This window comes from Oerskovia merdavium (assembly GCF_014836755.1).
GTDB lineage: Bacteria > Actinomycetota > Actinomycetes > Actinomycetales > Cellulomonadaceae > Oerskovia > Oerskovia merdavium.
This window is the reverse complement of record NZ_JACSQF010000001.1, coordinates 397,140-410,300: the sequence shown is the minus strand read 5'-3', so window position 1 is coordinate 410,300 and position 13,161 is coordinate 397,140. Positions and strand designations below refer to the sequence as shown.

13 protein-coding genes are annotated in these 13,161 nt (G+C 68.8%); 11 read left to right on the top strand and 2 right to left on the bottom strand.

The features are described 5' to 3' along the window. The first annotated feature begins 17 nt into the window (after nucleotides 1-17). The gene (locus H9641_RS01675) at nucleotides 18-1,193 is read left to right on the top strand and encodes a Rossmann-fold NAD(P)-binding domain-containing protein (RefSeq protein WP_191800407.1); all 1,176 of its coding nucleotides are present in this window, start codon (nucleotides 18-20) and stop codon (nucleotides 1,191-1,193) included. A 75-nt stretch (nucleotides 1,194-1,268) separates the two neighbouring features. Here the strand turns inward: H9641_RS01675 and rfbC are convergent, their stop codons facing one another. Then, the gene (rfbC, locus tag H9641_RS01670; protein ID WP_056646631.1) at nucleotides 1,269-1,817 is read right to left on the bottom strand and encodes a dTDP-4-dehydrorhamnose 3,5-epimerase; all 549 of its coding nucleotides are present in this window, start codon (nucleotides 1,815-1,817) and stop codon (nucleotides 1,269-1,271) included. Nucleotides 1,818-2,053: 236 nt separating this feature from the next. Between rfbC and H9641_RS01665 the strand changes: the two genes are divergently transcribed. The 4 genes from H9641_RS01665 to H9641_RS01650 are packed head-to-tail and all read left to right on the top strand — an operon-like array spanning nucleotide 2,054 to nucleotide 6,281. Continuing rightward, on the top strand, nucleotides 2,054-3,472 hold the full coding sequence (locus H9641_RS01665) for a glutamate-1-semialdehyde 2,1-aminomutase (RefSeq protein ID WP_191800405.1): 1,419 nt from the start codon (nucleotides 2,054-2,056) through the stop codon (nucleotides 3,470-3,472). A 4-nt stretch (nucleotides 3,473-3,476) separates the two neighbouring features. Then, on the top strand, nucleotides 3,477-4,331 hold the full coding sequence (locus tag H9641_RS01660; RefSeq protein WP_191800403.1) for a sugar phosphate nucleotidyltransferase: 855 nt from the start codon (nucleotides 3,477-3,479) through the stop codon (nucleotides 4,329-4,331). Then, the gene (locus H9641_RS01655; protein WP_191800401.1) at nucleotides 4,328-4,966 is read left to right on the top strand and encodes a PIG-L deacetylase family protein; all 639 of its coding nucleotides are present in this window, start codon (nucleotides 4,328-4,330) and stop codon (nucleotides 4,964-4,966) included. The genes H9641_RS01660 and H9641_RS01655 overlap by 4 nt, the downstream gene beginning before the upstream one ends. Nucleotides 4,967-4,970: 4 nt before the next feature. After that, complete coding sequence (locus tag H9641_RS01650) at nucleotides 4,971-6,281, top strand: polysaccharide pyruvyl transferase family protein (protein ID WP_191800399.1); 1,311 nt, start codon at nucleotides 4,971-4,973, stop codon at nucleotides 6,279-6,281. Here the strand turns inward: H9641_RS01650 and H9641_RS01645 are convergent. Further along, nucleotides 6,239-7,180: a glycosyltransferase family 2 protein gene (locus H9641_RS01645; RefSeq protein WP_191800397.1), complete on the bottom strand. Its 942-nt coding sequence runs from the start codon at nucleotides 7,178-7,180 to the stop codon at nucleotides 6,239-6,241. The genes H9641_RS01650 and H9641_RS01645 overlap by 43 nt on opposite strands. A 173-nt stretch (nucleotides 7,181-7,353) precedes the next feature. Here H9641_RS01645 and H9641_RS01640 point away from each other — a divergent pair, with 173 nt between their 5' ends. From H9641_RS01640 to H9641_RS01615, 6 genes are read left to right on the top strand one after another with little or no spacing between them, the layout of a single operon-like run. Continuing rightward, the gene (locus tag H9641_RS01640; protein WP_191800396.1) at nucleotides 7,354-8,322 is read left to right on the top strand and encodes a glycosyltransferase family 2 protein; all 969 of its coding nucleotides are present in this window, start codon (nucleotides 7,354-7,356) and stop codon (nucleotides 8,320-8,322) included. Beyond that, a complete protein-coding gene (locus H9641_RS01635; protein WP_191800394.1) occupies nucleotides 8,319-9,110 on the top strand; it encodes a hypothetical protein in 792 nt (263 codons plus the stop codon). Before H9641_RS01640 ends, H9641_RS01635 begins: the two co-directional genes overlap by 4 nt. After that, nucleotides 9,107-10,030 (top strand): hypothetical protein, encoded by a 924-nt coding sequence (locus H9641_RS01630; RefSeq protein WP_191800392.1) that lies wholly within the window; start codon nucleotides 9,107-9,109, stop codon nucleotides 10,028-10,030. The genes H9641_RS01635 and H9641_RS01630 overlap by 4 nt, the downstream gene beginning before the upstream one ends. Nucleotides 10,031-10,055: 25 nt before the next feature. After that, complete coding sequence (locus tag H9641_RS01625; RefSeq protein WP_318244314.1) at nucleotides 10,056-11,630, top strand: acyl-CoA ligase (AMP-forming), exosortase A system-associated; 1,575 nt, start codon at nucleotides 10,056-10,058, stop codon at nucleotides 11,628-11,630. Then, entirely contained in the window at nucleotides 11,627-12,880 is a 1,254-nt protein-coding gene (locus H9641_RS01620) for a pyridoxal-dependent decarboxylase, exosortase A system-associated (protein WP_191800389.1), read from the top strand. Before H9641_RS01625 ends, H9641_RS01620 begins: the two co-directional genes overlap by 4 nt. Beyond that, the gene (locus H9641_RS01615) at nucleotides 12,877-13,143 is read left to right on the top strand and encodes an acyl carrier protein (protein WP_191800387.1); all 267 of its coding nucleotides are present in this window, start codon (nucleotides 12,877-12,879) and stop codon (nucleotides 13,141-13,143) included. The genes H9641_RS01620 and H9641_RS01615 overlap by 4 nt, the downstream gene beginning before the upstream one ends. Nucleotides 13,144-13,161 lie beyond the last annotated feature (18 nt).

Here is a 13,161-nt window from a genome sequence, read left to right as displayed (position 1 = left end):
CCCATCGAGGAGCCCGCATGAGTGACGCGACCAGCACCGCAGAGGCCACCAGCCTCCCCTTGCCCGACCCTTCCTGGCGCGACCGTTGGTCGGGGGCCGAGGGGGGCTACGTCGTCCTCGACCTGGGTGACCAGCCGCCTGCCGACCTCTTCCCCCTGCCCGACGACCCCACGCCGGACCCCGAGCACCCGCTGCGGATGGTGATCGGGACCGGCACCGGCCTCGTCCAGCTCGAGACCGACCCCACGACCCCGCAGGAGCCGCGCGGCGTCGAGCCGGCAGCCCTCGTGGCGCAGGCCGAGGCGGCGGTGGCGCAGGCCGAGGCGGCGGGGTTCGTCCGGCCGGGGACCCGCGTCCTGGAGTACCCGAGCCCGCACGGAGGCTCCTGGGTGGACCAGCTCGCGGCCCGCGACATGGTCGAGGTCTCGGAGGGTGAGGCCGAGCTGCTCGTCGACATCTTCGGCATGATGCACGACGCCGACCAGAAGGCCGCGCTGCTCGAGCGCGCCGGGCACCTGACCGACGACGGGGTGCTGCTCATGCAGTACCACACGGTCGCGGCGATCGTCCGCTCCGGGATCTGGAACGCGTTGCGGCACGGGCACTTCGCGTACTACTCGACGCCTGCCCTCGTCGAGATGGGCAAGGAGGTCGGCCTCGTCGCCGTGGGCGCGTGGGAGTACCCGCTCTACGGCGGGACCGTGATGCTCGCCTTCGCCAAGGAGGGGTCCCGTTTCGGAGCCCAGACGGCCGACGTGACGGCGATGGTCGAGCGTGAGCTTGCGGAGGGGATCACCGACCCGGCGTACGTCGCGACGCTCGGGACCGCACTGTCGGAGTCGGTCGCCGCGATCGAGGAGTACCTGCGCGGGACGACGGCCGAGGGTCTGGTCGTCGCGGGGTACGGCGCGGCCTCGCGCACCTCGGCGCTGCTCCGCTCGGCGCACATCGAGAAGGAGCAGGTCGTGGCCGTGGCCGACGCGTCGGTCGCCAAGCACGGGCGGACCATGCCTGGCAACCGCATCCCGATCGTCTCGCCCGCCGACCTGGTCGGGCTGCGCCCCGATCGCGTCCTGCTCTTCGTGCCGGACCTGCTCGACGAGGTCCGCAAGGCGCTCCCCGAGATCGAGGCGAACGGCGGGCGATGGGTCGTCCTCGACCCGATGCCGCGTGAGGTCGAACCCGTGGCGTGACGTCCGATCCCTTCGACGAGAGGGGCTCGACCCGGAACGGGGTCGAGTCCCTCTCGTCGTGCCTGGGCACGTGCCTCAGACGCCGAGCGTCTCCTGGAAGGCGGCCCAGGACATGCCCTCCTTGTCCCGGTCGCTCACCACGGTGATCGGCGCGGGCCACGGGACGGCGAGCTCGGGGTCGAGGTAGTTCACCGTGACGTCCTCGTCGGGACCGTAGAAGTCGTCGATCCGGTAGACGAAGTCGGTCACCGAGGTGAGCGCCTGGTACCCGTGCAGGAACCCGCGCGGGATGTAGACCTGGCGGCAGACCTGGTCGTCGAGCAGAAACGTCTCCATGCGGCCGAACGTCGGCGACCCGGGCCGGGCGTCGATCGCGATGTCCAGGACCGCGCCGTGGGCGCACCGGACGAGCTTTGCCTCCCCCTTGTTCGTGCGACCGTGCAGTCCACGGACGACTCCCTGGTAGGAGCGCGACTGGTTCTCCTGCTTGAAACCTGCCGGGTCGATCCCGGCGTCGGCCAGGATGTTCACGTCGAGGGTCCGGGAGAAGTAGCCGCGGGCATCGCGGTGGGGGGTCGGTTGGAACACGATGAGGCCGGGGATTGACGTCTCGATGATCTCCATCCGCTCAGCGTAGGGCTGCTGCGTCCCGTGCGGCACAGGGGGAGCGGATGAATCGGGCGCGGATGAAAACGGCCCGGTCGGCTTCCCTGCCTGCCGCAGGGCGGGGACACTTGGACCGTCGACGCCGTGGCGCATCACGCAGGACGGCCCTCCACCGGAGAGCGGAGCCGCAACCGCCGTCAGCTGGTCCTCCACCGAAGACGCCCGCACGACCGCAACCTCAGGAAGAGCCAAAGATGTCCTACCCCGCCCACGCCGCGCTCGCCCCGTCCGGTGCCGCATCTCGTCGATCGTTCGTCCGGTCCGCAGAGGCCCAGCGAAGGCTCCACGAGCTCGTTCCCGGCGGGGCGCACACCTACGCGCGGGGGTCTGACCAGTACCCCGAGAACATGGCACCCGTCATCGCCCGGGGCGTGGGGGCCCGGGTCGAGGACCTCGACGGGAACTGGTTCGTCGAGTACGGCATGGGCCTGCGTGCGGTGACGCTGGGGTACGGCTTCGCTCCCGTCGTCGAGGCGGTCTCCGCAGCAGCGCGCGACGGCGTGAACTTCTCGCGGCCCACGGTGTGGGAGCTGCGGGCCGCCGAACGCTTCCTCGAGCAGGTGCCGGGCGCCGACATGGTCAAGTTCGCGAAGAACGGCTCCGACGTCACGACCGCGGCCATCAAGCTCGCACGGTCCGCGACCGGGCGCGACCTCGTCGCGGTCTGCGGCACCCAGCCGTTCTTCTCGACCGACGACTGGTTCATCGGCACCACCCAGATGACGGCCGGTATCCCGCAGGCCCAGCGCGACCTCACGGTGTCCTTCCGGTACAACGACCTCGACTCGGTCCGTGCGCTGCTCGACGCCCATCCCGGGCAGATCGCCGCACTGATCCTCGAGCAGGCGACCGCCACCGCGGAACCTGCACCAGGATTCCTCGAGGGGCTGCGCGAGCTCGCCGACCTCCACGGGTTCGTGCTCGTGTTCGACGAGATGATCACGGGGATGCGATGGGCAGCCGGGGGCGCCCAGTCCGTCTACGGCGTCCGTCCGGACCTGTCGACCTGGGGCAAGGCGCTCGGCAACGGCTTCTCGGTGTCGGCCCTCGCCGGCCGTCGAGACCTCATGGATCAGGGTGGCCTCAACACCGACGGGTCCCGTCCCTTCCTCCTGTCCACGACCCACGGCGCCGAGACGACAGGTCTCGCCGCCTATCTCGCCGTTGCGGACGCCTATGCCGAGCGTGACGTCGTCGGGCTCATGGAGTCGCAAGGAGCCAAGCTTCGCGACGCGCTCGTGTCGGCTGCCTCGGAGGCGGGCCTCGCCGACCACGTGACGATCATGGGACGCCCGTCGTGCCTCGTCTTCGGTACCAGGGACCACGAGGGCAACCCCTCGCAGGCGTTCCGCACCCTCTTCATCCAGGAGATGCTCGAGCGGGGCGTGCTGGGACAGTCGCTCGTCATCTCCGCGGCCCACACCGACGAGGACCTCGACCTGACGGTCGACGCGGCGCGCGGGGCGCTCGCCGTCTACGCACGAGCCGTTGACGCCGGCACGACGGACGGGTTGCTGCGGGGACGTCCCGTGGCGCCCGCGATGCGCGAGTACGCCGCACCGCGGCGCCTGCCGGACACGTCCGCGGGCGACGCGGACCGACAGGAGGGGTGACGCCATGAAGGTCGTGCTGTTCTGCGGAGGACTCGGGATGCGTATGCGTTCCGGGACCGACTCCCTGCCCAAGCCGATGATGCCCATCGGCTCGCGCCCGGTGCTCTGGCACATCATGCGGTACTACGCGCACTTCGGGCACACCGAGTTCATCCTCTGTCTCGGCTACGGCGCCCGGGCCGTCAAGGACTACTTCCTCAACTACCAGGAGACTCACTCCAACGACTTCGTGCTCTCGAAGGGTGGGCAGGAGATCGAGCTGCTGTCGAGCGACATCAGCGACTGGCGGATCACGTTCGTGGACACCGGGATGGACACCGCGATCGGAGAGCGCCTGCGGCGCGTGCGCAGGTACCTCGACGACGACGAGGTGTTCCTGGCCAACTACGGGGACGTCCTGACGGACGCCCCCATGGACCAGATCGTCGACGACTTCCTCACGACCGACGCCGTCGGGACGCTCCTCGCGGTCGACCCCCAGGACTCGTTCCACGTCGTGAAGATCGACCCGACGGGGAACCTCACCGGGATCGAGCCGGTCGCCGACATGGAGATGCGGATCAACGGTGGCTTCTTCGTGCTGCGTCAGGGGATCTTCGACTACCTGAGCGAGGGCGAGGACCTGGTCATGGACGGCTGCGTGCGCGCCGCCAAGGACGGTCGCTTCCGTGCCGTGCGCTACGACGGCTTCTGGGCCCCCATGGACACGCTCAAGGAACGGTCGCACCTGGAAGAGCTCTACCGGACGGGCGAGAGTCCCTGGGCCGTGTGGGACGGGACGGACCGTGAGCCCGGTCGAGTCGTGCCCGTGGTCGAGGTCGGGGACGTCACGACGATCGGGTCGGGGAGGCGGCGTTGATCGAGCTCTCGCTCCCCGCGGGCCTGCTGGAAGTCCTGTGCGTCGGGGCGCACCCGGACGACATCGAGATCGCGTGCGGAGGCACGCTCCTCGAGCTCGCCGCCGCCCGGGAGGTCCGTGCGACCTTCGTGATGCTCACCGGATCGCCCGAACGCCGACTCGAGGCCGCAGCGGCCGCCGAGGCGTTCGTCCCCGGTTCCGAGGTCAGGTTCTGGGACCTGCCGGACGGCCGCCTGCCCGCGCACTGGGGCGAGGTGAAGGCAGCGATCGAGGAGCTCGCGTCGTCGCTGCGGCCGGACCTCGTCCTGTGTCCCAGCAAGACCGACTCGCACCAGGACCATCGGCTCGTGGCCGAGCTCGTCCCTACCGCGTGGCGCGACGCGCTCGTCCTCGAGTACGAGATCCCCAAGTGGGACGGCGACCTCGGCCGTGTCACCCACTACGTGCCCGTCAGTGCGGAGAACGCACGGCGCAAGGTCTCCCTCCTCACCACGTCGTACCCGTCCCAGGTGGACCGCGACTGGTGGGACGACGAGACCTTTCTCGGCCTGATGCGTCTGCGTGGCGTCGAGTGTCGCCAGCAGTACGCGGAGGGCTTCGTCATCCGGAAGGCAGTTCTCACCCTCGGAGAGTGATGCGATGGCACGACGGTCGAAGGTCGGCGGGAACGAACCGCTGAAGGTCGGGCTCTATGGAGGCTTCGGCACCGGGAACATCGGGAACGACGCGACGGCACGGGTCGTGGCGGAGCATGTACGCGGCCATCACGACGACGTCGAGGTCGTGCTCGTGTCCTATGCCGACGAGACGACGCCGTCGACCTCGATCGATCACCTGCCGCTCATGACGCTCGGTGAACCGGTCGAGGAGCGTGGTCGGACTCGGGTCGGCCGCGCGGTCCATCGACGCTGGCAGTCGGTCCGTCAGCTCGGACGCGACTGGACGATCACCCGGCAGTTCGACGCCATGGTGATCACCGGTGGGGGGGTGTTCGAGGCGGAGTCCACCGCGGCCGCCGGGGGGTTGGTGGGAGCGGTGGGCTTCTTCCTCTTGGCACTCGTCAGTAGTCACCGGCACCATCACTTCGCGACGCTCTCTATCGGTGGGACGTCGATGCGTCGGTCGCTCGAGCGGTTCCTTCTGGTCCGCTCGATGCGCTACGCGGAGTATCGGTCCTTCCGTGACGCGGCGAGCAAGGACGCCCTGGTCGGCATGCACGGTGCGCAGGACGACGACCGGGTCAGCAGCGACCTGGTATTCGCCACACCCATGATCTCGAGGGCTTCTCGCACCCAGTCAGGGCCGAAGCGGGTGGCGATCGGCGTGATGCGCTTCCCGTGGCTCGGCGAGGGCTGGGCCGACGAGCTTGCTCGGACGGCATATGTGCAGGCGCTCGCGGACGTCGTTGAGCACTTGCTCCCGACGAGCACGGTCGCGGTGTTCGGCGGAGACAAGGCCGACGCTCCGGTGATCGAAGCGCTCGTCCGTGTCGTCGAAGGGCGGGTCGGTCACGAGGTGGTACTGCATCGCGTCGAGGTCTGGGGCTCGCCCGCCTTTCATGACACGGTCGAACGTCTCTGCGACGTCGACGTCGTCGTCTGCTCCCGGTACCACAACCTCGTCGCCGCGTTCCTCCGCGGGACGGGCGTCATCGCGGTGGCGGACCGCGTCAAGGTCCGCAGCCTGATGAGGGAGGCTGGGGTGTCAGACCTCGTCGTCGAGGCACGGGGCCTCGACGGGCAGGACCTTGTCGAACGGATCGAGCACGTGGTGGCGCACCTCGACGACGTCCGCGCGGCCGTCTCGTCGACTACGCGCCAGTTCGCGCTGAGTGCCGAGGCCCAGCTCCGCGAGCTGGATGACCTTCTCGAGAGATGGAACAAGGGTCGGCACGGGGGCCGAGCACATCAGTCTGTCGTCGAACGACTTCCGGCTCGCCCGAGCCTCTGACGAACCCACGACACGGGTGCGCCCGGTGCGAACCGGGCCGCCCAGGCGAGCTCGCCGAGAGCTGGACCAGGTCGGCGCTCGGCGAGGAGCCGTCTGGCCGCCCGGGCCGAGCTCCACGCTGCGAACCGGTCGTTCGCCGCGAGGCTCGCCTCGTAGTCCGGGACGAGGTCGTCGCGTCCGCGCTCCCGAGCGTTCCACAGGTGCAGCCGGACGACATGATCGATGCTGCGGCACAGCTCCCGGTGACGCCGAGTGTTGTTCGCTCCGTGGAACCGGTAGTCCACGAGCGTCTCGTCGATGAACAGGAAGTCGCCCTCGAGCGCGGCCTTGAGGACCAGGTCGAGGTCCTGGGCGCGACGGAACGATGGATGGAATCCACCGATTCGCAGGAACGTCTCCCGGCGGATCATGACGTTCGGGAGGATGATCCCCGTCGTCCGACGAAGCACCTCGTGGACGTCGCGGACCTGGCGCTGGTCGGCAGCGAGGAGCTCGTGACCGTCCGCGTCGATCGTCCGCATCCCGCAGTACGACAGCACTGCTCCAGGATCGGCATCGAGGGCGGTGACCTGGCGCGCGAGGCGTTCGGGTTCCCAGCGGTCGTCGTCGTCGAGGAAGACGAGGAGGTCGCCCTTGGACACGGAGACCCCGTAGTTGCGTGCGACCGAGACTCCGGCGTTCTGCTGGCGGAGCACGCGCACGTCGGGGAACTGGTCCGTGATGGCCCGGAGTGCGTCGGGTGCCTTCGAGCCGTCGTCCACCAGGATCGTCTCCACCTCGCGAAAGGTCTGCCGATCGATGGACTCGAGCGCCTCGGCGAGGTAGGGACCTCCTCGGTCCGTCGCGACGACCACGCTCACGCGCGGTGTCACGGATGCGCCGGGAGGATGTTCGATCACTCTCTCTCCAACGTGAGGGTGGCGACGACGGTTCACCTGTCGATTCTGCCGGAGCGAGCCCGGGAAGGACATGGGACGGACTGTATTTCGCCCGGTCACGGTGGTGTCCGGAGGAGGTCGCTGCCCTAGGCTCGTGAGTGTCGACCACCTGCCCGCGACCGATGGAGCTCTCCGTGGATCCCGAGTCCCCCCGGCTGCACGCTGTGCCGTCCGTCTCCGTGGGAGTCCCCGTCTACAACGGCGAACGCTTCCTGGAGCGGACTCTCGTCGCGTTGCAGGAGCAGGACCTCGCTGACATCGAGGTCATCGTGTCCGACAACGGCTCGACCGACGGCACTCTGACGATCGCCGAGAAGTTCGCGCAGGACGACCCACGTTTCGTCGTCCTGCGCAGCACCGAGAACCGTGGAGTCCCCTGGAACTGGAACCGGGTGCTCGCGAAGGCCCGAGCCCCCTACTTCATGTGGAACGGTGCCGACGACGTGGTTCGACCGGACCACCTGCGAAGGTGCCGCGACGCACTCGTCGAGCACCGTGACGCGAGCATCGCGTTCTCCCGTGTGCTCCTCGTGGACGTCGACGACGTCCCGGTCGGCGAGATGGACGACCTGGGGCTGGACTTCGTGCACGGCTCGCCGTCCTCACGCGTCGACCTCTTCCTGGCACGGCACGTGTACCAGGTGATCGGCTTCGGCGGGGTGATCCGCACGGACGTCCTCCGGGCGATGGGCGGGCTGCCCGGCTACTACGGTGGCGACGTGGCCCTGGGCGTCAAGATGGCGATGCGTGCACCGTGGATCCAGGTCCCCGAGCAGCTCTTCGTCTCACGACGCCACGACGCGCAGACCAACAAGGTTCAGGGCGGCGACGTGCTCGACCAGGTCCGGACGTATGCGCCCGGTTGGCGCAGACCGGTCGCCTTTCCCCAGTGGTACCTCAATCATCGGATGATCGTCGAGGCCGCCACTGCGCCGGCCTCCGTCACCCAGCGCGCACGTGCGGTGGGTGTCGTGGTCCGCCGATGGACCGTCCCGAACTGGCGCTTTTTCCCTTTCGACGTGAAGAGGAACGTGATCCGACTCGCCAAGGGGCGCTACGTGGGGGCGTTCCATCCGTCCACCACGCGTGAGGCCGAGCTGTGAGGGCGCTGTCCTGGGAGCAGCATCAGCGACTCCGTGACATCGGACGAGGACTGGGTGGGCATGTCGGCCGTGCGGTGGTCGGTGTTCTCACCAAGCTGCTCGGGGCTCCCCGGCTCGCGGCCTGGGCAGTGGAGTCGACGAGGGATCGACGCGCGGCCGTCGCCTATGTGACCGAGGAGCTCACGCCGCTGGCACCCGTCACTGCCTCGGACGTCGTCGCACAGTACGTTCGTGGCTTCGTCCTCATGGGACGTGGCGGCGACGCCCAGCCGGAGCCTGTCTTCCGCTATGTGTCACCGCGAGCGATCATCGACGTCGACACGGCTCACGTGCCGAAGCGGGTGCGGACCTACCAGCGCCGAGGGGAGTACGTCGTGGACATGGACGCGCCGCTGTCGCCCGTGATCGCGGGGTGCGCCGACCGTTCCCGCACATGGATCGTCGCTCCGGTCGTCGAAGCGTGGAGTCGTGTCGAAGATGCTGGCTACGTGCGGAACCTCGCCGCGTACCGCGATGGTGAGCTGGTAGCCGGCATCTGGGGGATCGAGGTCGGACGGACCTTCGGGATCGTGAGCATGTTCCACCACGAGAGCGGGGCGGGGGCAGTGGTGATGGCGACGCTGGTCGACGCCCTGGGAGATGAGTGGGACGTCATCGACTGTGGAAGCCTCACGGCGAACTTCGCACGGTACGGCGCACATGAAATGGGGACGGACGAGTTCTCAGCACTGGTCCTCGCGGGTGTTCGCGGTGGACGGCCGGGGTCGGCAGAACGGGATGCCCGATGAGTGGCCAGTTTCGTGCTGACGTCGAACCGATCGGAGCGGAGAGCGTCACCGAGGTCGCCCGGTTCCTCCAGGAGAATACCCATGAGGGCCTCACCGCCGAGGACTGGCAGAGGACCATCGCTCCGTCCTGGACCAGTGCTGCGCCGAACCACGGGTTCCTGCTTCGAAGCGCGGGGCACGTCGTCGGCGTCTATCTCGCCTACTACTCCACCCGGTCGGTGGATGGGCGAGACCTGAGCGTCTGCAACCTGGCGACGTGGGTGGTCCACGAGGACCACCGGATCGCGAGCCTCAGGCTGCTCCGTGCGCTCCTGGCGCAGGACCACGACCTGTTCACCGACGTCTCGCCGAGCCCCAAGGTGGTCCGGATCAACGAACGCATCGGGTTCGAGTCGCTGAGCCAGGTCGGGCAGCGTGTCCCGAACGTGCCGCGGATGTCGCTTCGACGCAGGATCCGCGTCGTCACCCGGCCCGCGGAGATCGAGAGCCTGCTCACGGGGGCCGTGCTCCAGCAGTATCTCGATCATCGAGAGATCGACAAGCTCGAGCATCTCGTCGTCGTCGCCGACGGCAAGCCGTGCTACGTCGCGTACCGGGCCTACCCGGACCTGGCGCTCGGCCGGGTCATGGTTGCGCTGAGGCAGCGCGGGGTCGTCGCGATTCTGCACGTGAGCGACCGGGACGTCTTCAGGACCGTGGGTCCGCGGGTCTTCAGCTGGTTCCTGTTCCGCTACGGGCGACTCTTCACCCTGATCGAGGAACGAGTTGCGGGATTCCGCCCGAGGTTCTCCAAGCCCGCAGGAATCAGGCTGGACCGGATGTACCGCGGCGAGGGATTCCCCGACGAAGCGATCGACTACCTCTACAGCGAGCTGATGTTCATCGAGCGCACCGTCGGCTCTCCCGAGTCGAATGGCTGAGCAGCCCAGGAAGGGAGCGCACCGCGTGCTCACGACACTCTTCGACCTCGTCGAGCTCGCGACGGAGCGGGACCCGGATGCGCCTGCGATCACGTACCGCGAGTCGACGTCGACCTACGGCGAGCTCCGCCGCGCAGCGCTGGACGTGTCGCGCGGGTTCGCTCGCCTCGGAGCCGAGCGGGGTGCCCGCGTGGCCGTGTTCCTGGAGAAGCGCCACGAGTTGGTCACGACGATTCTCGGTGCCTCGGCCGCGGGCCTTGCCTTCGTACCGATCAACCCTGTTCTCAAGGTTCGCCAGGTCGAGCACATCCTCCGGGACAGCGGTGCGACGATCCTCGTGACCTCCGCGGACCGGTGGAGGGCTCTGACGGCGACACGTGCGGAGGCCTCGTCCCTGCGTCATGTCGTGCTCGTGGGTGCCGCCACGCACGAGGAGGGATCGGGGGCGAACATCGTCCCGTGGGACGTCTTGACCGCCCCTTGTGGTCCGGACGACGAGAGCGCGACGGCGGTACGGTCGATCGACCTCGACCTCGGAGCGATCCTCTACACCTCGGGGAGTACGGGTGGGCCCAAGGGGGTCGCCCTCACTCATCGCAACCTGTTGGCCGGGGCCGACAGCGTGAACGCCTACCTGCACAACGGTCCGGACGACGTCCTCCTGGCCGTTCTCCCCTTCAGCTTCGACGCGGGGCTCAGCCAGCTCACGACAGGCCTGGCAGCGGGGGCTCACGTCGTCCTGACGAACTACCTCCTCCCGCGGGACGTCGTGAAGCTGTGTGCACAGCACGGGGTCACGGGACTGACCTGCGTGCCTCCGCTGTGGCGGCAGATCGCCGATCAGGAGTGGGCAGAGGCAGGGCGGACGCTTCGCTACTTCGCGAACACAGGAGGGCGCCTGCCGCGAACCGTCCTGGACCGGCTGCGCTCGGCCTTCCCGTCGGCAGCGCCGTTCCTCATGTACGGGTTGACCGAGGCGTTCCGTTCGACCTATCTCGAACCCGACGAGGTCGACAGGCGCCCGGACTCGATCGGCAGGGCCATCCCCAACGCAGAGATTCTGGTGGTAGCGCCGGACGGCTCCCGCACCGGCCCGGGAGAGGTCGGTGAGCTCGTCCATCGTGGTGCCCTGGTCGCGCTGGGCTACTGGAACGACCCCGTGCGCACCGCTGAGAGGTTCAGGCCGGTCCCGGGCAGCGGCGCCGGGTGGGGAGCACCCGAGATCGCCGTCTGGTCGGGCGACCTGGTGCGCACCGACGACGACGGGTTCCTCTACTTCGTGGGACGCGCGGACGAGATGATCAAGACCTCTGGCTACCGCGTGAGCCCCACCGAGATCGAGGAGGTGGTCTACGCGACACGGTTGGTCGGCGACGCCGTTGCCCTGGGTGTCCCCGACGACGATCTCGGCCAGTCGATCCTGCTCGTGGTGACGGCTCCCGACGGATCGGTCGTCGACGTCGAGCGGCTCCTCACGGCCGTGCGCCGGGAAGTTCCTCGCTACATGGTGCCGTCGGAGGTCGTCGTGGTCGACGAGGTGCCACGAGGCCCGAACGGAAAGTTCGACCGCGCGACGCTGCGAGAGGTGCATGCTTCATGAACGGCCACGAACAGGTGATCGGCTCCTACAGGACTCAGGGCGGAGAGCTCCTCGTCGGGGGTGTTCCCCTTGCGCGGCTGACGCAGCGCGTGGGGACCACCCCGTACTTCGCGTACGACCGGGGGCGCCTCCTCGAGCGTGTCTCGCGGGTTCGCGGCGCGCTTCCCCCCTCGGTACAGCTCAGCTATGCGGTGAAAGCCAACCCGTTCGTCCCGGTCGTCCAGGCCTTGGCGCAGGTGGTGGACCGCTTCGACGTCGCGTCAGGGCGCGAGCTGCGCACGGCGCTCGACACGACCGTCCCCGCTTCACGCGTCAGCTTTGCGGGACCGGGCAAGTCTCGCCAGGAGCTCGCGCAGGCCGTGGCCGCGGGCGCGACGATCGAGCTCGAGTCGCGAGGTGAGGCGGTGCGCGTCGCCGAGACCGGGAACGCCCTGGGGATCCGTCCTCGCGTCGCTGTGCGGGTCAACCCGGACTTCGTGGTCAAGGGGTCAGGCATGCGCATGGGTGGTGGTGCGCAGCAGTTCGGTGTCGACGCAGAGGCGGTGCCCGACCTGTTGCGGTGGCTCGGGGAGGCCGACGTCGACCTGCTCGGGTTCCACGTCTTCGCCGGGTCTCAGAACCTCAGCGCCGAGGTGCTCGCCGACGCCCAGCGACGGACCGTCGATCTCGTGGTCGAGCTCGCGGCCGACTGCGTCGACCCCGTCCGCTACGTCAACCTGGGCGGCGGCTTCGGGATCCCCTACTTCGAGAAGGACTCGCCGCTCGACCTCGAGGCGGTCGGCGCGGGGCTCGCCGCTGCCGTCGACCGACTGGGGCGGGCCCTGCCCGAGGCACAGCCGGTCATCGAGCTGGGCCGCTACCTGGTGGGCGAGGCGGGGGTCTACGTGACCCGCGTGATCGATCGGAAGGAGTCTCGCGGACAGGTCTTCCTGGTCGTGGACGGCGGACTGCACCACCAGCTCGCCGCGTCAGGCAACTTCGGTCAGGTGATCCGGAGGAACTATCCCCTGGCGATCGGCAACAGGATGGGCGAAGCACCCACGGAGCCGACCAACGTCGTGGGCAAGTCCTGCACCCCGCTCGACCTGCTCGGTGATCGTCTGGACCTCCCGCTTGCGACGGAAGGTGACCTCGTGGTTGTCTTCCAGGCCGGGGCCTACGGCCTGACGGCGAGCCCCACAGCGTTCCTCAGCCACCCCGAGGCCGTCGAGGTCCTCGTCGGAGATGCACCAGCAAAGGAGACGTCATGACAGATCCGGATACGGGTTCGACCCTGGACGGAGTCGTCGAGGTGATCGTCTCGACCTTGGGCATCGCCGACCGGGCTGCGAGCCTCGACGCCGAGACCGAGCTCTTCGGGGCTATGCCCGAGCTGGACTCGCTCGCGGTCCTGGACCTCATCGCCTCGCTCGAGGATCGGTTCGAGATCACGATCGACGACGACTTCGTGACCGGCGACGCGTTCCTGACCATCGGTTCGCTGGCACGGTTGGTCGAGTCGCTCACCTCCTGACGTTCTCCCGCCGCGACC